Annotated in this window: 21 protein-coding genes and 2 tRNA genes; 17 read left to right on the plus strand and 6 right to left on the minus strand. The window is 73.2% G+C overall.

Translation table 11 applies throughout. The annotated features are described in order from the left end of the window. Positions 1-9 precede the first annotated feature (9 nt). The 4 genes from ehuC to ABZ883_RS15170 all read left to right on the plus strand — a co-directional run bounded on the left by ehuC (position 10) and on the right by ABZ883_RS15170 (position 3123). A complete protein-coding gene (gene ehuC / locus ABZ883_RS15155) occupies positions 10-711 on the plus strand; it encodes an ectoine/hydroxyectoine ABC transporter permease subunit EhuC (RefSeq protein WP_360906073.1) in 702 nt (233 codons plus the stop codon). Next, positions 711-1346, plus strand: coding sequence for an ectoine/hydroxyectoine ABC transporter permease subunit EhuD (gene ehuD / locus ABZ883_RS15160; protein ID WP_360906074.1), 636 nt, complete (start codon positions 711-713; stop codon positions 1344-1346). Before ehuC ends, ehuD begins: the two co-directional genes overlap by 1 nt. Next, complete coding sequence (ehuA, locus tag ABZ883_RS15165) at positions 1336-2151, plus strand: ectoine/hydroxyectoine ABC transporter ATP-binding protein EhuA (RefSeq protein ID WP_360906075.1); 816 nt, start codon at positions 1336-1338, stop codon at positions 2149-2151. The genes ehuD and ehuA overlap by 11 nt, the downstream gene beginning before the upstream one ends. 216 nt (positions 2152-2367) lie before the next feature. Then, positions 2368-3123 (plus strand): IclR family transcriptional regulator C-terminal domain-containing protein, encoded by a 756-nt coding sequence (locus ABZ883_RS15170; RefSeq protein WP_360906076.1) that lies wholly within the window; start codon positions 2368-2370, stop codon positions 3121-3123. Between the two features lie 58 nt (positions 3124-3181). Here the strand turns inward: ABZ883_RS15170 and ABZ883_RS15175 are convergent. The 4 genes from ABZ883_RS15175 to ABZ883_RS15190 form a co-directional block, all read right to left on the minus strand. Continuing rightward, positions 3182-3254, minus strand: a tRNA-Lys gene (locus tag ABZ883_RS15175). 306 nt (positions 3255-3560) lie between these two features. Continuing rightward, positions 3561-3728 (minus strand): hypothetical protein, encoded by a 168-nt coding sequence (locus tag ABZ883_RS15180; RefSeq protein ID WP_360906077.1) that lies wholly within the window; start codon positions 3726-3728, stop codon positions 3561-3563. Positions 3729-4014: 286 nt separating this feature from the next. After that, on the minus strand, positions 4015-4242 hold the full coding sequence (locus ABZ883_RS15185; protein ID WP_360906078.1) for a hypothetical protein: 228 nt from the start codon (positions 4240-4242) through the stop codon (positions 4015-4017). A 42-nt stretch (positions 4243-4284) separates the two neighbouring features. Beyond that, positions 4285-4842, minus strand: coding sequence for a hypothetical protein (locus ABZ883_RS15190; RefSeq protein WP_360906079.1), 558 nt, complete (start codon positions 4840-4842; stop codon positions 4285-4287). Here ABZ883_RS15190 and ABZ883_RS15195 point away from each other — a divergent pair. From ABZ883_RS15195 to ABZ883_RS15220, 6 genes are all read left to right on the plus strand, one after another. Further along, positions 4769-5077: a helix-turn-helix transcriptional regulator gene (locus ABZ883_RS15195; protein WP_360906161.1), complete on the plus strand. Its 309-nt coding sequence runs from the start codon at positions 4769-4771 to the stop codon at positions 5075-5077. The genes ABZ883_RS15190 and ABZ883_RS15195 overlap by 74 nt on opposite strands. Beyond that, positions 5040-5112: transfer RNA gene (locus ABZ883_RS15200), tRNA-Lys, on the plus strand. Before ABZ883_RS15195 ends, ABZ883_RS15200 begins: the two co-directional genes overlap by 38 nt. Positions 5113-5264: 152 nt before the next feature. After that, a complete protein-coding gene (locus ABZ883_RS15205) occupies positions 5265-7364 on the plus strand; it encodes a SpoIIE family protein phosphatase (RefSeq protein ID WP_360906080.1) in 2100 nt (699 codons plus the stop codon). Between the two features lie 57 nt (positions 7365-7421). Beyond that, positions 7422-8546, plus strand: a complete 1125-nt coding sequence (locus ABZ883_RS15210) for a PP2C family protein-serine/threonine phosphatase (protein ID WP_360906081.1) — start codon at positions 7422-7424, stop codon at positions 8544-8546. A 394-nt stretch (positions 8547-8940) separates the two neighbouring features. Beyond that, the gene (locus ABZ883_RS15215; RefSeq protein WP_360906082.1) at positions 8941-10755 is read left to right on the plus strand and encodes a cellulose synthase catalytic subunit; all 1815 of its coding nucleotides are present in this window, start codon (positions 8941-8943) and stop codon (positions 10753-10755) included. Beyond that, positions 10752-12680 carry a kelch motif-containing protein gene (locus tag ABZ883_RS15220; protein WP_360906083.1) on the plus strand — a complete coding sequence of 643 codons (1929 nt, stop codon included), beginning with the start codon at positions 10752-10754 and terminating at the stop codon, positions 12678-12680. Before ABZ883_RS15215 ends, ABZ883_RS15220 begins: the two co-directional genes overlap by 4 nt. 39 nt (positions 12681-12719) lie before the next feature. Here ABZ883_RS15220 and ABZ883_RS15225 read toward each other — a convergent pair whose 3' ends face one another. Then, entirely contained in the window at positions 12720-13754 is a 1035-nt protein-coding gene (locus tag ABZ883_RS15225; RefSeq protein ID WP_360906084.1) for a glycoside hydrolase family 6 protein, read from the minus strand. Positions 13755-13923: 169 nt separating this feature from the next. Here ABZ883_RS15225 and ABZ883_RS15230 point away from each other — a divergent pair, with 169 nt between their 5' ends. The 3 genes from ABZ883_RS15230 (at position 13924) to ABZ883_RS15240 (ending at position 15772) form a co-directional block, all read left to right on the plus strand. Next, positions 13924-14643 carry a GAF and ANTAR domain-containing protein gene (locus ABZ883_RS15230; RefSeq protein WP_360906085.1) on the plus strand — a complete coding sequence of 240 codons (720 nt, stop codon included), beginning with the start codon at positions 13924-13926 and terminating at the stop codon, positions 14641-14643. A gap of 75 nt (positions 14644-14718) precedes the next feature. Continuing rightward, entirely contained in the window at positions 14719-15102 is a 384-nt protein-coding gene (locus tag ABZ883_RS15235) for an STAS domain-containing protein (RefSeq protein WP_360906086.1), read from the plus strand. Positions 15103-15235: 133 nt separating this feature from the next. Continuing rightward, positions 15236-15772, plus strand: a complete 537-nt coding sequence (locus ABZ883_RS15240) for a hypothetical protein (protein WP_360906087.1) — start codon at positions 15236-15238, stop codon at positions 15770-15772. Between the two features lie 60 nt (positions 15773-15832). On the opposite strand, the gene ABZ883_RS15245 is transcribed toward ABZ883_RS15240, so the two are convergent. Further along, the gene (locus ABZ883_RS15245; protein ID WP_360906088.1) at positions 15833-16903 is read right to left on the minus strand and encodes a Gfo/Idh/MocA family oxidoreductase; all 1071 of its coding nucleotides are present in this window, start codon (positions 16901-16903) and stop codon (positions 15833-15835) included. 56 nt (positions 16904-16959) lie between these two features. Here ABZ883_RS15245 and ABZ883_RS15250 point away from each other — a divergent pair, with 56 nt between their 5' ends. The 4 genes from ABZ883_RS15250 to ABZ883_RS15265 all read left to right on the plus strand — a co-directional run bounded on the left by ABZ883_RS15250 (position 16960) and on the right by ABZ883_RS15265 (position 21332). Next, on the plus strand, positions 16960-18078 hold the full coding sequence (locus ABZ883_RS15250; protein WP_360906089.1) for an ROK family transcriptional regulator: 1119 nt from the start codon (positions 16960-16962) through the stop codon (positions 18076-18078). Between the two features lie 80 nt (positions 18079-18158). Continuing rightward, on the plus strand, positions 18159-19175 hold the full coding sequence (locus tag ABZ883_RS15255) for a hypothetical protein (protein WP_360906090.1): 1017 nt from the start codon (positions 18159-18161) through the stop codon (positions 19173-19175). A gap of 129 nt (positions 19176-19304) precedes the next feature. Then, complete coding sequence (locus ABZ883_RS15260) at positions 19305-20066, plus strand: GntR family transcriptional regulator (protein ID WP_360906162.1); 762 nt, start codon at positions 19305-19307, stop codon at positions 20064-20066. Positions 20067-20210: 144 nt separating this feature from the next. Beyond that, positions 20211-21332, plus strand: coding sequence for a TIGR03364 family FAD-dependent oxidoreductase (locus ABZ883_RS15265; protein WP_360906091.1), 1122 nt, complete (start codon positions 20211-20213; stop codon positions 21330-21332). Positions 21333-21337 lie beyond the last annotated feature (5 nt).

The following is a 21337-nucleotide window of genomic DNA, read 5'->3' on the forward strand; positions in this document are numbered from 1 at the left end:
GGCCCGCCTGTGACCACCGAGGCGAGCGAGTCCCTTTCCGTGTTCACCGAGTTGAGCCGGTCGCTGCCGAGCCTGGGCGCCGGCCTGTGGGTCACCGTGCAGGCCACCGTCCTGGGGGCGCTGACCGCGCTGGTGCTCGCCTTCGTCCTGGGCTTCATGGCGCGCTCGCGCCGGGCCCCGGTGCGCGGGGTGTCCCGGGTCGTCGTGGAGTTCTTCCGCGGCACCTCCTTGTACGTGCAGTTGTTCTGGCTGTTCTTCGCGCTGCCCATCCTGGGCTTCAAGCTCGTGCCGCTGGCCTGCGCGGTGGTGGCGTTCGGGCTCAACTACGGGGCGTACGGCTCGGAGGTGGTGCGCGGCGCGATCGACGCGGTGCCCAAGGGGCAGGCGGAGGCGGCCGTCGCGCTGAACATGACGCCGTGGCAGCGGATGCGGCTGGTCGTCCTGCCGCAGGCGTGGCCGCAGATGATCCCGCCGTTCGGCAACCTGCTGGTCCAGCTGCTCAAGGCCACCCCGCTGCTGTCGCTGATCACCGTCTCCGACCTCACCTTCCGTATGGACCAGGTGCGTTCGGCCACCGGTGACACCGCGACGGTGTACCTGCTGCTGCTTGTCGTCTACTTCGTCCTGGCCTCGCTGCTGACGCTGGCCATGAACGGCCTGGAGTCCGCGGCCAGGGCGCGGCTCGGGCAGCCGGCGGGGGGTCGGGCCTGATGTGGGACTGGGAGACGGTCCGCGAGGGCCTGCCGCCGATCCTGCGCGGCTTCGAGGTGACGCTGCTGGCGACCGTGCTGGGCTCGCTGCTGGCGATGGTGCTGGGCCTCGGCATCGCGGTGCTGCGGCGTACGGGCGGCCCCTGGGTCGCGGTGCCGCTGCGCGTGGCCGTGGAGTTCGTGCGGTCGACACCGGTGATGATCCAGCTCTTCGCCGCCTGGGTGCTGCTGCCCGCGCTGGAACCGCTGGTCATCGGGATCGTGGTGCTCGGCGTGCACTACGCGACGTACACCTCCGAGGTGTACCGGGCGGGCATCGAGGCGGTGCCCAGGGGCCAGTGGGAGGCGGCCAGGGCGCTGTCGCTGTCCCGGACGCGCACCTGGTCCGCGGTGGTCCTGCCGCAGGCGGTGCGGAAGATCGTGCCGGCCCTGGGCAACTACGTGATCTCGATGTTCAAGGAGACACCGTTCCTGTCGGTCATCACCGTCGACGAGATGGTGCGCGAGGCCGGCACCTTCGGCAGCGACCACTTCGCCTATCTGGAGGCGTTCACCCTGGCCGCGGCGGTCTTCCTGGTCGCGAGCACCCCCACCTCGATCCTCATGCGGAAGCTGGAGAAACGCCTTGCTCACTGACGGAACACCGCACTCCGCCACGACCGCCCGGACCGCCGGGACATCCGCCGTCCGCTTCGACCAGGTGGTCAAGCGCTACGGGGACCACACCGTCCTGGACCACCTGGACCTGGAGGTCCGGCGCGGCGAGCGGGTCACGCTGATCGGCCCGAGCGGCAGCGGCAAGACCACCATCCTGCGGCTGCTGATGACTTTGGAACGGGTCACCGAGGGCGTCATCCGGCTGGACGGCGAGCCCTTCTCGCACATGCCGGGCCGCGGCGGCCGGCTCGTGCCGGCGGACGAGCGGCACCTGCGCGCCGGGCGGCGCCGGATCGGCATGGTCTTCCAGCACTTCAACCTCTTCCCCCATATGAAGGTGCTGGAGAACGTCATCGAGGCCCCGGTGCACGTGCTGGGCACCGACCGCGACGAGGCCGCCGAGCGCGGCCGCGAACTGCTGGAACTGGTGGGCCTGGCCGACCAGCAGGACGCCCACCCCACCCGGCTCTCCGGCGGCCAGCAGCAGCGGGTGGCCATCGCCCGCGCGCTGGCGATGCGGCCGGACATCCTGCTGCTGGACGAGGTGACCTCGGCGCTCGACCCCGAACTGGTGGCCGGGGTGCTGGACGTGCTGCGGGACATCGCCCGCGGCACGGACATCACCCTGCTGTGCGTCACCCACGAGATGGGGTTCGCCCGGGACGTCTCCGACCGCGTGCTGATGTTCGACGGCGGGAGGGTGGTGGAGTCGGGTGCGCCGGAGCGGATTTTCGGCTCCCCGGAGCACCGCAGGACCCGGGAATTCCTCGGTGCGGTGCTCTGAGAGAAAGTGGTCCGTGCCCGGGGCATATGCCAGAGTGGCGCGTTCCTGCATATACGTCCGAAGGCGTTCAGACAAAGCTTCAACGGGCTCTACTCGAAACCGCTTTGAGGCTATCGTGGAATGCGGCCCGGCTGCCGGGTCCCGTCCGTCGTGCGCGGTGGCCGTGACCAGCAGCCACAGCAAGGACGCAAACGGTCACACCTGTAGGGGGACACCGTGGCGCTTGAGCACCGACAGGTCGCGCCGGTCTACGCCGTCCAGCACGCGCTGCGCGTGCTGGAGACCGTGGACAAGCACCGGCACGGCGTCAGCGCCGAGCAGCTCGCCCGCGAAATCGGCGTGCCCATCGGATATCTTTCGCAACTGCTCGCCATGCTCAATCGGGAGCGCTATCTCAACGCCCTGCCCGGTGGCGGGTACGCGGTCGGTGAATCGCTCGTCCTGCTGGGCAGCGCCAGCCGCGACACGGCGCTCGCCGAGAAGATCAAGAACGTGCTGATGACCCTGCGCGACGAGGTCGGCGCGGCGGTCTACTTCAGCCGGTACGACGACGGCGAGGTCAAGATCGTCGACTTCGCCGACGGACCCGCCGCGCCGAAGGTCAACGAGTGGGTCGACTTCCGCTCCGCCGCGCACGCCAGCGCGGTCGGCAAGTGCCTGCTCACCCAGCTCGACCACAACGGCCGCCGCGACCACCTGTCGCGGCACAAGACGGTGCGGCTGACCTCGAGGACCACGATCAGCGAGAAGATCCTGCTGACGAAGCTGGAGAGCCAGCCGGCCACCGCGCCCACCCTGGACCTCCAGGAGTACGCGATCGGCACGGTCTGCGCCGCCATCCCGGTCACCATCGGGGCGACGGTCGGCTGCCTCGCGCTCTCCCTGCCCGTCACCCAGGCCCACCGCCTCAAGGGCGCCGCCGACACCCTGAACGAACGGGCGGCCCCCGTGCTGCTCTCGCTCGCGCTCTGACGACGTCCCACGGAACACAGAAGGGCGCCCCTCCCGGAGGAGGGGCGCCCTTGTGCTGTGCGCCGCCAGGGACTCGAACCCCGAACCCGCTGATTAAGAGTCAGCTGCTCTGCCAGTTGAGCTAGCGGCGCGTGCGAACGGGACAATCATACGGGGTCGGAGAGGGTGCTCATGACCACTGCCTCCGGACCACGAGGCGCGGGGGGACAGGGCTGTGCGGCACCGACGACATCGCGCCACAACGCGGACGCCCTCGCAGGGGCGGACGCCCGTCGTCCCCCCTGCCGCGGGGCATGCTGAAGGGCCCGGCAAGAGGGGGGAGGTATGCCGGGCCCATCAGCGTGGGGGGAGGGGTGTAGCTCTTGGGGGGGTGGTGTTGCTCTTGGGGGGTTTGTTGTGCTTGGGGGGGTGTTGTCTTTGTGGGACGGCCCAGGGTGCTACCAGGCGATGTCGTTCGCGTGGATGCCGGTGTGGTGCACCGACCAGGCGATGTCACCGTCCGGAGCAGGCTGCGCAGTTGCTGCCGTTGCGCCGATGAGCCCCATGGTGATGGAGGCAACGACGCCCAGAAGGACACGAAGGGCGTTGCGGCGAATCGATTTCATGGCAGGCCTGTCCTGGGAGTGTGAGCTGGGGTGGTACTCGGGGGGTGCAGCGCCGGCTTGGGGGAACCGTACGACTGACTGAATTCTGTCGGACGCCAAGCCGGTGGTCTTCACTTTTCGCGTTCCGGATTCGGACATGGCCCTATGCGGACACATGGGACCGGATGGCCCCCGATGGGTCCATACGCGAGCGGCGCCACGTAACCTGATCGGAGCCGGGGGGACGTGAAGCATTGGGGGTGCGAGCAGTGACCGACGACCTTCTGCGCGCCCGGGCGCAGGAACTCTACGCTCTGGCGCTCGCCGACGCCGACTGGACACCAGAAAGCGTCTGCACGCTCACCGGCTGGTCACACGGCGAACTGGACGCCGCACTGCACTCCTTGGCGTCCCTCGGCCTGGCCGCACCGTTCTCGTCCGCGCGCAGCGGCTGGTCGGTGCACTCCCCCGCGACGGCGATGGCGCAGCTCATCGAGGGCAGCCGGCGCCGGACCGAGGAGATGGTGAGGACCATCACCGACACCCATACCGCACTCAGCCAACTGGCAGCCGAGTTTCAGCCCGTGCACATGCGCCAGCTCGCCGAGGCCCGCATCGAGGTGGCCGCCCAGCCCGCGCAGATCGCCGCGATCCTGGACGAGGCGGCCAGCACCGTCACGACCGAGATCCTCTCCATGCACCCCGGCGCGCTGCCCGAGGACCACCTCTTCGAGGCGGACGACCGTAACCGGGAGGCGCTCAGCCGGGGCATCGCGATGCGCTCCATCCACCTGGCGACCGCGGCCGCCGTGCCGCACGTGCGGGCCCATCTGCGCATCATGGTCAACGACGGCGGCGAGGTGCGCGCCGCGGCCACGCTGCCCATGAAGATGATCATCGTCGACCACACGCTGGCCATCGTGCCGCCGCTCGGGCCGGACGCGAGGGACGAGCGTGCCGGCGGCTCCGCCATGGTGCTGCGCAGCCCGGCGATGGTCGGCGTGCTGCGGCAGATGTTCGAGCACTGCTGGGCGTCCGCGTCGGACCTGTTCACCGACGACGTGGGCGCCGCGCCCGCCGCCCGGCACCGGGAGGTCGTCCGGCTGCTGGCCTCCGGGCTGACGGACGAGGCCATCGGCCGCAAGCTGGGGCTGTCCGACCGGACGGTACGGCGGATCGTGGCGGAGCTGATGCAGCAGATAGGGGCCGACAGCCGCTTCCAGGCCGGGGTGAAGATGGTCCGCCTGGGGTGGCTGGACGACGACCCCGCGCTGCTGGAGGACGTGGTCGGGGGCACCCCCGGTGGTCAGGTAGGATCCTCTCTGTCGGTGAGCGCCGCTAGCTCAACTGGCAGAGCAGCTGACTCTTAATCAGCGGGTTCGGGGTTCGAGTCCCTGGCGGCGCACAGACATGAAGGCGTCCCTCCTCCGGGAGGGGCGCCTTCGTTCGTTGGGCCCGCGAACGAACAGGCGGCATCCTTGGGGACTCGGTGCGAAAATATGCCGTAACGACGAGGCAGGGGCTCCACCGGGGCTCTGGCGGGCCTACGAGGAGGCCATGCACGCACACGACGCAACGCCGCCCGGCACGGACAGGGAGGCCCGGCCAGCTCCCGGGACCCCTTCGCCCGGAGGCCTGCTCGACCTTCTCGGGGTCGCGGCGATGGTCCTCGACCGGCACGGCCGGATCGTCCTGTGGAGCCCCGAGGCCGAGCGGCTGTTCGGCTACAGCGCGGCCGACGCGCTCGGGCAGAACGCCGGGCTGCTCATGGTGGAGCCCGCGAAGCTGGAACTGGTCACCGAGCTGTTCAAGCAGGTCAGGGCCGGTGCGGTGTGGCAGGGCGTGTTTCCCATCGTGCACGCCGACGGCACGGTCCGTGACATCGAGTTCCGCAACATGCGCATGCTCGACGTCGACGGCGGGGTCTTCGCCCTGGGGCTCGGCGCCGATCTGACGACCGTCCGCCGGGTCGAGACGGACATGGGCCTGTCGAGCAGCCTGGTCGACCAGTCGCCCATCGGGCTCGCGGTCTTCGACACCGAGCTGCGCATCGTGCGGGTCAACGAGGCCCTGGAGGGCATGTACGGGCTGTCCGCCGCGTCAATGCTCGGGCGCACCATGCGCGAGGTCTCGCCGGGCATCGACGCCGTGGGCATCGAGGCGGCGATGCGGCGCGTCCTGGACACCGGGGAGCCGCTGCTGGACCTGGAGACGGTCGGCCGCACCTACGCCGACCTGGGGCGGGACCACGCGTGGTCGATCTCGTACTACCGGATCGAGGACCCCACCGGCCGGGTGCTGGGCCTGGCCACCTCGGTGGCCGACTTCACCGAGCGGCACCACGCCGCCGAGGAGATCGCGGCCGCCCGCGGCCGGCTGGCGGTGATCGCCGAGGCGGGCACCCGCATCGGCACCACCTTGGACCTCCAGCAGACCGCGCAGGAGCTGGCCTCGGTCGTGGTGCCGATGCTCGCCGACATCGCCACCGTCGACGTGCTGGACTCGGTGATGCGCGGCGAGACGGTGTCCCGGGTGGCCTCCGGCGAGACCGCCGAATTCCGGGCCCTGGCCGTCACCGCGGCCGACGCCGGCGAGGCGATCGGGGCCGTCGACCCGGTGGGCGAGCCGGCCTCGTACCCGACCGACCGGCTGATCACCCGGGCGGTGCGGGAGGGGCAGCCGGTGGTGGTGCACCGGGTGAGCAGCCGCATGCTGCGCCGGATCGCGCGCGACGACCGGGCCGCCGCGCTGCTGCGCCGGGCCGGGGTGCACTCGTACCTGGCCGCGCCGCTCATCGCGCGCGGCGAGGTACTCGGCGTGATCGGCCTCTACCGCACCCGCAACCAGAAGCCCTTCGACGACCAGGACCGCACCCTTGCCGTGGAGCTGGCGGCCCGGGCCGCGATATCCATCGACAACGCGCGGCTGTACGCGGGCGAGCGGCTGGCCGCCCTCACCCTCCAGCGGAGCCTGCTGCCGCACGAGCCGCCGACGGTGAACGGGATGGAGATGGCCACCCGCTACATACCGGCGGTCCGGGAGGTCGGCGGGGACTGGTTCGACGTGCTGCCGCTCAAGGACGGCAAGGTGGGCCTGATCGTCGGCGACGTGATGGGCAAGGGCCTGCGCGCCGCCGCGATCATGGGACAGCTGCGCACCGCCACCCGGGCCTTCGCCCAGCTCGACCTGGCGCCGAACGAGCTGCTGCGGCACCTGGACGACATCATCGGCAGCGCCGAGGGGGACTTCATCGCCACCTGCGTCTACGCGGTGTGCGACCCGGGGACCGGCCGCTGCCAGTTCTCCACCGCAGGGCACCTGCCGCCGGTGCTGGTGCCGCCCGGCGGTCGTGCCGAGCTGATCGACATCCCGAACGGGGTGCCGCTGGGCGTCGGCGGGATCGGTTTCCGCATGGTGGAGCGGGAGCTCGCCGAGGGCGCGGTGCTGGCGCTGTTCACCGACGGGCTGGTGGAGGACCGCCGGCAGTCCCTCGACGTCGGGCTGCGGGCGCTGATGCGCGTCCTCAAGCTCAAGACCCGCCACCGGTCCCTGGAGGACACCTGCGACCTGGTGCTGAGCACCCTGCAGCAGTCGGCGGACGACGACATCGCCCTGCTGCTGGCCCGGATGGGCCCGGCCGCAGCGCCCGTGCCGTGACGGCGGCAGCCGCCGCCGGGTTTCCCACTGCCCGCATTGTCTGTCTATGTTCGAAAGGTGAGGCCGTCACGCAGCAAAAAGCCCTACAGCGGCGGACCCGCTCTGCGGGTCCTCGATTCGGTCGTCCCGGTCGGCAGCGGAATCCTGCTGCCGCTGCTGCTGATCATCGGCATCTCGCTGAGCGACTGGCTGAGCGGCCCGCAGATCTATCTCGCGCCGATGATGGTCATGGCCCCCGCGCTGGCGAGTGTCTCCACCACCTGGCGGCGCACGCTCGGCGTCGGCGCGGCGGGGCTCGTCGCGCAGCTGGCGCTGCTGCCGTACGACGAGGTGCGCCTGCCGGACACCGGCACGCTGCTGCGGGCGCAGCTCGTCGCCTACGTCGTGGTCTCGCTCTTCGGCACCTACATCGCGTGGCGCTACGAACAGGGCCGGCGGGTGTTCGCCGCCGTCCACTCGGTCGCCGAGGCCGCCCAGCGGGCGCTGCTGCTGCCACCGGGGCCGGTGGTGGGGGACCTGCGGCTGGCCGTGCGCTACGTATCGGCCGCCGACACCGCGCAGATCGGCGGCGACCTGTACACCGTGGTGGAGACGCCGCACGGCGTGCGCGCGCTCATCGGCGACGTGCGCGGCAAAGGGCTGGACGCGGTGCAGACGGCGTCGGTGACGCTGGGCTCCTTCCGGGAGGCGGCGTACGACGAGGAGACGCTGACCCGGGTCGCGCAGCGGGTGGACGCGAGCGTGGCCCGGCACATGGCCCCGGGTGAGTTCACCACGGCGCTGTTCCTCCAGTTCAACGACCCGGGGCAGGTGGGACTGCTGCACTACGGCCACGTGCCGCCGCTGCGGGTCGCCCCGGACGGCACGGTCGCCTCGCTCGACCCGCCCGATCCGTGGGTGCCGCTCGGGCTGTCCCAGTTCGCGACGGGGCCGCCGCCCCGGCCCTGGCAGGAGACGCTGGGCCCGGACGACGTCCTGGTGCTGTGCACGGACGGGGTGATCGAGGCGCGCAGCGCCGTGGACGGCTCGTTCTACCCGCTGGCCGAGCGCGCGGCGCGGCTGGCCGCCGCGTCGGCCGGCGACCTGGAGGCGGCCGTCGAACGGCTCTACGCGGACCTGCTGCGGCACACCGGCGGCGGCCTCTCCGACGACGCGCTGCTCATGCTGGTCGCCCGCTCCTGAGCGTCGTCCGCCCGGCCGAACGACCGAACAGACGTCCCAAATCGCTCATTTGGCCGGTTAGCGGCCCGATTCCCACCTTGCGATCAAGACGGGCATTCGGGAAGGCTGGGGGCGCAGGACATCTAAGCGCCAAACGGAATCTATCTGCCCGAAACGGGAGGACAGGGATCCGTTTCGGCGCCTTTTGACCGAGCGGGGCCCAGGGGAGACGGCCCCGGCAAGGGGGTGGGCCACCGGCGTGACCCAGCGCGGTCAGGTCCCGGGCGAGCCGTAGCGGCATCGCGGGACCGGGAGCGGACCGCACACGCGTGAACACCCCGGGGGGCGGGGGGCCGCAACGCCCGGGACACCATCGCCGCGCGAGCGGCGCAGATGCTTCGGGGGGAGCATTCCCATGCCGCCGACACCGACCGGCGCCCAGCAGTACACCACCGACCACCCAGGTACCGGCGCGCCCGGCACCACGCCCGTCATCCCGCACCAGACCCGCCCCGGCCCGTCCCGGCCGCGGGCCGGCGCGGTGGCACCCCGGTACGACTACGAGCACTACAGCAGACTCGCCGGCCCGCTCACCGAGCCGGAGCCCGGCGTCCCCTACCGGGTGCGCTACCGCAGCCTGCTCGCCGAGGAGCCGCACCGGATCCGCGCGGCACTGCTGCTGGGCGCGGCCCCGGTGCTCTCCGCGGTGCTGCTCGCCTGGCTGCTGCAGCCGGCCCACTGGACCCGCCGGGAGCACGCGCCGGGCTGGATGACGGCCTGCGACACGGTGATGCTGATATCCATCGGCCTGATCGAGCTCTTCCGACTGATCAATGTGACGTCGAACGCGCACGCGACCCTCGTCGCCCGCGACCCGGTTCCCGTGGTCCCCGAGGAGGGCACCAAGGTCGCCTTCCTCACCACCTTCGTCCCGGGCAAGGAGCCCCTGGAGATGGTGCGGGCCACCCTGGAGGCCGCGATCCGGCTGCGCCACCGCGGCACACTGGACGTCTGGCTGCTCGACGAGGGCGACGACCCCGAGGTCCGGCGGCTGTGCGACCGGCTGGGGGTGCACCACTTCTCCCGCAAGGGCGTGGAGAAGTGGAACCGGCCCACCGGCTCCTTCCGCGCGAGAACCAAGCACGGCAACTACAACGCCTGGCTGGACGCGCACGGCGACGACTACACGTTCTTCGCCTCGGTCGACACCGACCACGTCCCGCTCCCCAACTTCCTGGAGCGGATGCTCGGCTATTTCCGCGACCCCGACGTCGCCTTCGTCGTCGGCCCGCAGGTGTACGGCAACTACGACACCGCGGTGACCAAAGCCGCCGAGAGCCAGCAGTTCCTCTTCCACGCCCTCATCCAGCGGGCCGGCAACGCCTACGGCGCCCCGATGTTCGTGGGCACCAACAACGCCGTACGGATCAGCGCCCTCAAGGGCATCGGCGGTCTGTACGACTCGATCACCGAGGACATGGCCACCGGCCTCGAACTGCACCGCCACCGCAATCCCGCCACCGGCCGCACATGGCGCTCGGTCTACACCCCGGACGTGCTCGCCGTCGGGGAGGGCCCGTCCTCCTGGACCGACTTCTTCACCCAGCAGCTGCGCTGGAGCCGGGGCACGTACGAGACGCTGATCAAGCAGTTCTGGCGGCTGCCCTTCGCCCTGTCCCCGGGCAGGCTGCTCAACTACACGCTGATGGTCGTCTACTACCCGATGACGGCGGTCAACTGGATGCTCGGCGGCCTCAGCTGCGCCCTGTTCCTGGGGCTCGGCGCCTCCGGCGTCCAGATCGACTCCGAGGTCTGGATGATGCTCTACAGCGACGCCGCGGCCCTCCAGATCGGCCTGTACGTGTGGAACCGGCGGCACAACGGCAGCCCGCACGAGCCCGAGGGCTCCTCGGGAGCGGCCGGCATGGTGATGTCGGCGCTGTCGGCGCCGATCTACGCCCGCTCGCTGATCGACGCCGTACTGCGCCGCAAGAGCCGCTTCGTGGTCACGCCCAAGGGCGACTCGGCCAGCCCCGACCGGCTGCTGTCCACCTTCCGCACCCACATCCTGTGGACGCTGGTGTTCGGCGGTTCGCTGGCCGCGAGCTTCTTCAACGGCCACACCCACGCCGCGATGCGCACCTGGGCGGTGCTGGCGCTGCTGCTCGCCGCCGCGCCGGTCGCCGTCTGGTGGCTGTCGTCCGCCCGCACCAGGAGCGCCGCCCGATGACCTACCGACCGAGCCGCCGGCTGCGGAAGATCGCCATCGGGAGCACCGCCGTGAGCGTCCTGGCCGGGATGAACGCGCCCGCGCTCTACGGCTGGACCACCTCGACGTACCACGACTACAAGATCGAGCAGCCGGAGTACAAGGCCGCGTACGGCCACTGGGAGCAGCTGGACGTCCCCAGGAAGTACCGGATCAACGCCATCCACGCCGCGCTGCTGCACACCGGGAAAGTGCTGCTCATCGCGGGTTCCGGCAACGACGAGACGAACTTCAGGGCCAAGTCCTTCACGAGCGTCCTGTGGGACCCGGTGAAGAACACCTTCAAGGAGATCGACACCCCCAAGGACATGTTCTGCGCCGGCCACAGCCAGCTGCCGGACGGCCGGCTGCTGGTGGCCGGCGGCACCGCCCGCTACGAGAAGCTGAAGGAGGCCGTGGACCGGGCGGGCGGCGCCATGCTGATCAAGAACGAGAACCCGGACGCGCCCCGGACGTTCCCGCAGGGCACGGTCTTCGTCAACAACGAGAACGGCCGCACCTTCCGCTCGGAGTTCCCGGTCACCGTGCCGCGGGCGAAGAAGACCACCGACCGGCGCACCGGCGCGGTCACGGTCACCGCGAGCGAGGTCCGCGTCTTCGTCCAGTCTCTGGTCAAGGGCGAGGCGGGGATCGTCAACACCGCCGCCCAGTACGGGATCCGGGGGCTGGAGGGCCGGGACCGGGACAACCTGTACGGGCTGGCCACCAAACTCGGCCTGGACAAGAAGGACTTCCAGGGGATCAAGGAGGCCTACGAGTTCGACCCGGTCGCCGAGCGCTACATCCCGGTCGACCCCATGAACGAGGCCCGCTGGTACCCCACCCTGGTCACGCTCGCCGACGGGCGGGTGCTGTCGGTCTCCGGCCTCGACGACATCGGCCAGGTCGTCCCCGGGAAGAACGAGATCTACGACCCCCGGACGCGTACGTGGAGCTACACCACCACGCGCTACTTCCCGACCTACCCGGCGCTCTTCCTCATGCAGGGCGAGAAGATCTTCTACTCGGGGGCCAACGCCGGCTACGGCCCCGCCGACCAGGGCCGCGTCCCGGGCCTGTGGGACCTGCGGACCAACCGCTTCACCCCGGTGCCCGGGCTCCGCGACCCGGGGGACCTGGAGACGGCCGCCTCGGTGCTGCTGGCACCCGCGCAGGACCAGAAGGTGATGGTGCTCGGCGGCGGCGGGGTCGGGGAGTCCCGGTCCTCGACCGCGCGCACCGCCGTGGTGGACCTGAACGCGGTCGGGCCCGCGTACACCGACGGCCCCGACCTGCCGGAACCCACGCGCTACCTGAACAGCGTGCTGCTGCCGGACGACACCGTCTTCACCACCGGCGGCTCCCGCGACTACCGGGGGCGCGGCGGCAGCGACATCCTCACGGCGCAGATCTACGACCCGGTGCGCAACGTCTTCAAGGACGCCGCCGACCCGGCCGTGGGACGCGACTACCACGCCGAGGCGCTGCTGCTGCCCGACGGCCGGGTGGCGGTCTTCGGCTCGAACCCGCTCTACGGGGACGACGCCGACACCACGCCGGGCTTCTTCGAGCAGCGCGTGGAGATCTACACCCCGCCCTATCTCTACCGGGACTCCAAGCCCTCGCTGGGCGAAGGCCCGCGGTCGGTGGAGCGCGGCGGCTCGATGACCTTCCCGACCCGGTACGCCGACCACATCGACACGGCGCGGCTCATCCGGCCGAGCGCGGTCACCCACGCCACCGACACCGAGCAGCGGTCGATCGCGCTGGACATCGAGCGCGGCAAGGGATCGGTGCGGCTCACCGTGCCGCAGGACCCGTCGCTGGTGCCGCCGGGCTGGTACATGGTCGTGGTCACCGACGAGGACGGCACGCCGTCCGTGGCGCGCTGGGTCAAGGTCTCCTGACCGCTTCCGCCGGTGGCGGCCGGCCCGGCGCGCGGTGTCTCAGGACGACGCCGCGCGCCGGGCCAGTCCCAGCGCGTACTCGGGCCACCACTGGCCGGCCTGGGGGCCGCCCTTGCAGGTGCCGTCGGAGTCGCCGGGGCGCTTGATCCACAGATAGGCGTCGACGAGTTCGCTGCCGGTGTCGGTGGTCGGCGGGGTGCCCAGGCCCCGGCCCGGCGGATTGCACCAGGCCTCGTCGTGGCCGCCGTCGAACGGGCCGCGCCCGTTGCGGCTGGTGTCGATGACGAAGTGCTTGCCGCCGACCAGCCCCGACAGCCGCGTGCCGTAAGCCGTGTTGGCCTCGGTGGTGTAGAAGTTCGAGGTGTTCAGGGCGAAGCCGTCGGCCCGCCCGATGCCCGCCCGGCGCAGCGGACCGGCCAGCCGCGCGGGGTCGCGCACCCAGCCGGCGTTGCCCGCGTCCAGGTAGACCGCGGTGTGCGGCAGCGCGCCCAGGGCGTCGACGGCATGGCCGAGCAGGGCGTACCGCTCCTGCGCGAAGCGGCCGGGAGTGCAGCCGTCGACCAGGTGCGTGAGCGCGTCGGGCTCCAGGACCACCAGCGCCTCGCGGTCGCCGATCCCGGCCGCGACCTCCTCCACCCAGGTGCGGTACGCCTCCGCGTCGGCGGCGCCGCCGCTGGAGTACTGGCCGCAGTCGCGGTGCGGGATGTTGTAGAGGACCAGCACGGGGGTGCGGCCGGCCCCCTCGGCGGCGCGCGTGAGGACCTCCGCCCGGCCGCGCGGGTCGTCGGGGCCGATCCACTCGGCGACCGGCCGGCCCGCGATCCGTTCCAGCAGGGCGGCGTCGGCGTCCCGGCCGGCCGCGCGCCACTCGCCGGCCTGACGCGCGGCGGAGGTGTCCGGGTTGACCCAGAAGGGGGCGCCGGCCATGGGGGTGCCGCGCCGCGCGGCCTCGTCCCGTCCGGTCGCCGCGGAGTCGTCGCCGCGGGAGCAGCCGGCGAGGGCCGCCGCGATCAGCCCGGCGGCGAACGCCGCGCGGGCGGCCCTGCGCGACGGGCCGGTGGAGGTTCCGTGCATCCACTCCCCCTTGGATGGCGGGACGGGACCGGTCTGCGTCAATCCTGACATACCGCACCGTCAACGCACCGCCAGAACAGGGCAGTTGCCGTTTTCCCGTCGAATGCCGCGGTTCACCGGCATGGCAGAATCCCGGCGGAGCCGTGGCCGACGATGGCGGGAGCAAGCCGTGACCGAACACCCGCACCGCCTCGCCGAAGTCCTCGTCGGACTCGCCGACACCCTGGGCAGTGACGTCGACCTCGACACCCACCTCGGGCGCGTGACCGCGGCCTGCGTGGAACTGCTGGACGCCCGTGCGGCGGGAGCGCTGCTGGCCCTCCCGGACGGCACGCTGCGCGCCGCCGCCTCCGGAGCGGTCCCGGAACTGCTCCCCGCCCTCGACGAGGAAGGGCCGTGCCTGGACTGCTACCGGTGCGCTGCCACGACGGTCGTGCCCGACCTGGCGCGCTGCGACGAGCTGTGGCCGCGGTTCGCGCCCCGCGCCCGGGAGGCCGGTCTGCACGCGGCGTACGCGGTGCCCCTGCGCCGGGGCCCGCAGGTGATAGGCGCGCTGGGCGTGCTGCGCACGGGCCCCGGGGAGCCGCCCGAAAGGGACCTGGAACTGGCCCGCGCGCTGGCGGACGCCGCGGCCATCGGGGTGCTCCAGCACCGCGCCCGGCGCGAACAGGAGCTGCTGGCCGAGCAGTTGCAAGGGGCGCTGGACAGCCGGGTGGTGGTCGAGCAGGCCAAGGGGCTGCTGGCCGAGCGGTGGGGCGTGGGCGTCGACGAGGCGTTCGCCGCGCTGCGCCGGTACGCCCGCAGCCACCGGATGCGGGTGGCGGAGCTGGCGACCCGCGTGCTGGCCGGCGGCTTCGACACCGACCGGCTGCGGGACGGCACGCCCTGACGTATCCGGTCACCGATTGTCAAGTCCTGGCCACAAGAGGACAGCTGACGGCCCGTCTGCCCTAGGGTGGTGCCCATGTCCGACACCTCCCTGCTGACGAGCACCCCGTCCATCGCCTCGGTCCGCCGCCGCGCGGAGGGCGACAGCACGGTGGTCACCCTCGACGGCGAGGTGGACGTGCTGACCGCACCGCGCGTCTCGGCCGCGCTGGACCTGCTCACCGGGACGGACCGCCCCGACATCGTGGTGGACCTGCGGCCGGTCGACTTCATCGACTGCAGCGGGCTGTCCGCGCTGGTGCGCGCGCGCCGTCGCGCGGAGCAGCAGCAGGGGCGCGTACGGCTGGTGTGCCGGGACGGGTTCACCCTGCGGACGCTGCGGACGACACGGCTGACCCAGTACTTCACCATCCTGCCGGACTGGCCGGACGGGACGGGACCGACGGGTCCCGGGGCCTGAGGCGCGCCCCGTCCGCGCCCCCAACGCGCCCTGGCAGGGCCGAGATCGGCTGTTCTAGCCTGGCGGAAAGGGCGGCCCGGGACCCCGGTCGCCGGCAGAGCAGCCTCCTACGCCCACAGGACGTGGTCCGGCCATGGCCAAGCTCGCGGCCTCCTCACGACTGTCCCTGTCCGATCCGAAGAGATCCGCCCTCGACGTCTCCTGGACCTGCTCGCTGCGCCGCACATCCGGCAGCGACGCGCTCGCGGCACGCCTGAGCCGTTCCGCGCTGGAGACCCTCTCCTGCGGCCCGGACGGCGCCCGGATCGCCCAGGCCGTACTGGTGGCCTGCGGCTACGTCGTCACGCACGGCCGGGCACGCCGTTTCCGCGTCACACTCGGCGTGGAGGACGGGCACTGCTCGGTGTGCGTCACCGACACCGGCTACGACCAGCCGTCCGCGCACGGCGGCGGCACGCCGCCGGAACCGCCGTCCTCCACCGAGACCGCCCGGCTGTGCCGGCAGCTCGCGGGCGCCGGGGACGGGGAACCGCTGGACGGCGTGCAGGTGCACCACACCGCCGACGGCGCCGTCCTGGTCCGCTTCCGCACCCGCCTGCCCGAGCCGCCGGCCCATCGTTCTCCCCCGGACGCGCCGGACCACTCCCGCGGTCCAGGCACCCGAGGGTGAGGAGCGCCCGGTCGGCGGCCGCGAGGGGAGCACGCCGCAGGCCGGGCGACCACGCCCCCGTCAGGCGCGGGGGGCGAGCCGGATCGTGCGGCCCTCGTGGGCCGAGACGGCGGCCGCTTCCAGGACCGCCAGTGTCGCGGCGGCCTGGGCCGCCGTGACCGGCGGCTCCGTGCCGTCGCGCAGGGCGGCGGCGACGGCCGCGTAGTACGCGGGGTAGTCGCCGGGCAGCGTCGGCTCGGGACGGACGTCGTCGCCGGCGCCCAGCAGGCCCCACGCGGACTGCGGTTCGGTGCCCCACGCGGCACCGGGGGCGGGGCGGGCGCCGTCGCGCAGATCGGCCTCCTGCGGGTCGAGGCCGTGCTTGACGTAACCGGCGGTGCTGCCCAGCACCCGGAAGCGCGGGCCGAGTTGGGCGGTGGTGGCGGTCATCCACAGGTGGGAGCGGACCCCGCCGGCGTGGGTGAGGGCGACGAAGGTGTCGTCGTCGGCCTGGGCGCCGGCGCGGCGCACGTCCCGCTCGGCGTACACGCTCTCGGCGGGGCCGAAGAGGGTCAGCGCCTGGTCGACCAGGTGGCTGCCGAGGTCGTAGAGCAGACCGCCGACCTCGGCGGGGTCGCCGGACTCGCGCCAGCCGCCCTTGAGGTTCGGCCGCCAGCGCTCGAAGCGGGACTCAAAGCGCCACACCTCGCCGAGTTCGCCGCGCTCCAGCAGTCCGCGCAGGGTGAGGAAGTCGTTGTCCCAGCGGCGGTTGTGGAACACCGACAGCAGCAGTCCGCGGTCGGCGGCGAGCGCGGCGAGCGCGTCGCCCTCGGCGGCGGTCGCCGCGAGCGGCTTGTCGACGACGACCGGCAGCCCGGCCTCCAGCGCGGCCGTGGCGAGCGGGACATGGGTCTTGTTCGGGGAGGCCACGACCACCAGGTCCAGCTCGTCCGCGCGCTTCCAGAGCTCGTCGGCGGACGCGGCGAGGCGGACGTCCGGGTACGCGGCGCGGACCTGCGCCTGGCGCTCGGGGTCGCTGGTGACAACGGTGTCGAGGGCGAGGCCGTCGGTGGCGGCGATCAGCGGGGCGTGGAAGACCGAGCCGGCCAGGCCGTAGCCGACCAGTGCGACGCGAAGGGGTGCGGAAGCCATGCGCCCCACTTAAGCAACGCTGTTGCGAAAGCGCAAGCGTGCCCGACAATGGGCAGGTGAACAACGGAACCGCCGGAGCCAACCTGCCAGTGCTGCGCAGCCACAACACCGCGCTGGTGCTCGGGCTGCTCCGCACCGCGACCGTCGCGGACGGCGAGGGGATCAGCCGGCTGGAGCTCGCCGAGCGCACCGGCCTCACCCCGCAGGCGGTCAGCAAGATCGTGGCGCGGCTGCGCGCGGACGGACTGGTCGACGCGGCCGGCCGCGGTGCCCCCACCGGCGGCAAGCCGCGCACCCTGCTCCGGCTGGCCCGGCGCGCCCGGTACGCGGTCGGGGTGCACCTGGACCGCGACGAGGTCACCGTGCTCCTGGCCGATCTGGCGGGCGAGACCACCGACGCCCGGACCGCCCCCCTCGACCTCGGCCGGCCCGCCGACGAGGTGCTGCGCGCGGTCGCCGGCCTGGTGCACGCCACCGTCGCGGACACCCCGGGCGCGGACGGCGCGGTGCTCGGCGCCGGGGTCGCCTCCCCCGGACCGCTGGACCACGGCACGGGCGCGCTGCTGCGCATCACCGGCTTCCCCGCCTGGGACGGCTACCCGCTGCGCGACGCGCTCGCCGAACGCCTCGGGCTGCCCGTCGTCCTGGACAAGGACACCAACGCCGCCGCCCTGTCCGTGCTGTCGCCGCCGGACCGCACCGGCACCGGGGACTCCTTCGGCTGCCTGCACCTGGGCAGCGGGCTCGGCGCGGGCCTGGTCCTCGGCGGCGCGCTGCACCGCGGCGCCCGGACCGGCGCCGGGGAGTTCGGGCACCAGGCGGTCGCCCTCGACGGGCCGCGGTGCGCCTGCGGGAACCGCGGCTGCCTGGAGGCGCTCTGCCTGGCCGCCGTCGGCCGCGGCGACCACGCCGGGGCCGCTCGGCTGCTCGGGCTCGGCGCGGCGAACCTGGTCTCGCTGCTCGACATCGACCGCGTCGTACTCGGCGGGCGCACCGTGCTGGCGCGGCCCGAGCTGTTCCGGCGCGAGGTCGGCGCCGCCATGGACGCCCGCACACGGCGGTCGGCGGGCCGTACCGTCCCCCTCTCCCTCGTCCCGGACGGCGCGCACGCGGTCGCCCGGGGCGCGGCGCTGCTGGCCCTGGCCCCGCTGTTCGGCCAGACGGCGGGCGGCTGACCGCCCGTACGGGTAGCCGCCGGGGACCACCCCGCGCCGTACGCGCATATGAGCGTACGAACGTGAGAGCTTCGCTGCCCATGAGGTGGCGCAGCGCTCTTGCCATGGCGGCGGCCTCGGTCGTGCTGGCCTCGGCCCAGGCAACCGGTGAACCCTTCCCCGTGCGGGCCCGGCTGAAGGACGGCCCACCGGCCTTCGTGGCGGGCGCCGCGGCGCGGGAGTTCCGCGTGGAGCTGGAGAACACCACCGGGCGGGCCCGGCGCGACGTGCACCCGGTCATCGTCCTCGTCGACCGCGACCGCAAGCTGACCGCACGCCAGGTGCGCCTGGAGTACCGCGCGCCCGCGACGGGCGGCGCGAAGGGGGCCGGCCGGTCCGGCGAGGCGCGCTGGCGGCCGGTGCCGGTCGCGCACACCGGCAACGACGAGAACATCGCGGTGGTGGGCGAGCACGACCCCGGCGTGGTCCTGCCCGCGCGCCGCACGGTACGTGTCGCGCTGCGGCTGCGCTTCACCCCGGACGCGCCGCCCGGGCCGGTCGCGGCCTCGGCCACCGTCGTGCAGCGCCGCGGCGCGGACGGCGACTGGGTCGGCGAGTCGGCGCCGTACCGCTTCACCGTCGTGCCGCCGACGGCCCCGGGCACACCCCGGGAGACCACCGGCGGCCGGGCGCCGGGCGGCACCGGAACGGCCCCCGGCACGGGCGGCGGCGGGCATCCCGGGGCCGGGGAACGCCCCGGCGTACGTCCCGGTGAGGGCCCCGGAGGACACCCCGCCGAACGTCCCGGTGCGGGCCCCGGTCCAGGCGGCCCAGGCGAAAGCCCCGGCGGCGGCGCGGGCGCGATCACGGGCACCGCCCCCGGCCGCCCCGGCGGCACCGTCCCCGGCAAGGGCGACGAGGGGGACCCGGACCCGCGGAACACCGCAGGCAGCCGGCTTCCGGGCGCCCCCGCCGCCTCCGCCGCGCCGCGCACGCACCCGCCCGGCCTGGCCGACACCGGCCCCACCCAGGACCCGAGGCCCGCCCTGCTCCTCATCGGCGCCGGTGCGCTGCTGCTGGCGGGCGGGGTCGCCTTGAGGGTCGGCCGCCTGAGGTGATCGGGGCACCGGCCGCGAACTCCCCTCCCCCGGTGGGTGATCGGCTGGTGAACGCCGCCCGGTGCGGCGCCCCCGGCCGCCTCCCGGGCCCGGCACCTGCGGCCGTCCTCCCCGCTCCGATCTGCGAGGATTCACCATGTGAACGACACCCAGGCGGGCGCGCCGACCCGCGCCGGCATCCCCGAGCACGGCCGGCTTCCCAAGTACTTCGTCGTCAAGACGCGCTTGGAGGAGCTGCTCGGCGAGCTCGGCGAGGGGGTGCCGCTGCCGACCGAACGGGAGCTCGCCGCCCGGTTCGGCGTGGCACGGGAGACCGTGCGGCAGGCGCTGCGCGAGCTGCTGATCCAGGGGCGGCTGCGCCGCCGCGGCCGCGCGACGGTGGTCGCCGGCCCCAAGCTGGAGCAGCCGCTGTCGCTGGCCAGCTACACCGAAGGAGTGCGCCGCCAGGGGCGGGTGCCGGGCCGTAACCTCACCGCGCTCGACCGGATCGCGGCGGACGAGGTGCTGGCCGGGCAGCTGGGCATCACCACCGGCGGCCCGGTGTGGCACATGGAGCGCGTCCTGCTCGCCGACGAGGAGCGGGTGGGCCTGGAGAGCACCTATGTCGCGGTGGAGCGCGTGCCGCGGCTGGACGTCGAGTTCGACCCGGACTCCTCCTTCTACGCGTATCTGCGCGAGCGCGTGGGCGTGGAGTTCGGCGACGCGGACGAGCGGATCGAGACGGTGCTGGCGACCCCGCGCGAGGCGCTGCTGATCGGTACCCCTCCCGCGCTGCCGATGCTGCTGCTGCACCGCCACAGCCGGGACACCGAGGGCGCGCCGCTGGAGCGGGTCCGGTCGCTGTACCGCGGGGACCGCTTCAGCTTCACGACCCATTTGTCCCGTACATAACACCAAGAACCTTTCACACCCCCCTCCCCGGGGCCTTTTAAGTCACGGAAAGATAACGGGTCTAGTCCAAGATTGCGGGTCCGTTCACGACCGGTTCAGAAACCGGACCCGACCGCGTCCGCCGGCCGCACGACTGTGGTCCGCATGAGAGTCCTGATCGTGGGTGCCGGAGCACTCGGCACCCTTCACGCCTGGCACGCCGTCGACCGCGGACACGAAGTCGTCCACCTGGAACGGGAGACCGAGGCCCGCGGCGCCTCCGTCCGCAACTTCGGCCTGGTCTGGGTCGGTGGCCGGGCCTCCGGCGCCGAACTGGAGACCGCGCAGCGCGCCCGCGAACTGTGGCAGCGCATCGGCGAGCAGGTGCCCGGCGTCGGCTTCCGCGCCAACGGCTCGCTGACCGTGGTGCGCACCGAGGCCGAGCGCGCCGTCGCCGATCAGGTCCTCGCCTCCCCCGAGGCCGCCGCGCGCGGGCTGAAGTGGCTGGACGCCGCCGAGGTCCGGCACCGCAACCCGGCGCTGCGCGGCGAGTTCACCGGCGCCCTGCTGTGCGAGCGGGACGCCGCCGTCGAGTCCCGCGTCGCGCTGCCCGCGCTGCGCGCGCACCTGGCCGCCACCGGCCGCTACACCTTCCTGCCCGGCCGTGAGGTCCGCGACATCGCGCCCGGCACCGTCCGCGACGACCACGGCGACACCCACCACGGCGACACCGTCGTGCTGGCCACCGGCGCCCACCTGACCGGGCTGGTCCGCGAACTGGCGGGCCCCGGGCTGCCGGTGCGCCGGGTCCGCCTGCAGATGGCCCAGACCGACCCGCTGGACGAGCCGCTGACCACCTCGGTCGCCGACGCCGACAGCTTCCGCTACTACCCCGCCTACGCCGGCACCGCGCTCGACGCCCTGCGCGCCGGACAGCCCCAGCCGCCGGTCGCCGCCGAGCACCGCATGCAACTGCTCATGGTGCAGCGCCTCGACGGCGGGCTGACCATCGGCGACACCCACGAGTACGACGAGCCCTTCGCCTTCGACGTCACCGAGGACCCCTACGACCACCTCACCGCCACCGCGGAAGCGCTGCTCGGCCGCCCCCTGCCGCGCGTGCGCCGCCGCTGGGCCGGGGTGTACGCGCAGTGCACCGACCCGTCCCTGGTGGTGCACCGCAGCCGCGTCGCCGACGGCGTGTGGCTGGTCACCGGACCCGGCGGCCGCGGCATGACCTGCTCCCCCGCCATCGGCGAGGACACCGCCAACGAGATCGGCTGGTAACGACA

The organism is Streptomyces sp. NPDC046977 (assembly GCF_040644455.1).
Taxonomy (GTDB): Bacteria; Actinomycetota; Actinomycetes; order Streptomycetales; family Streptomycetaceae; genus Actinacidiphila.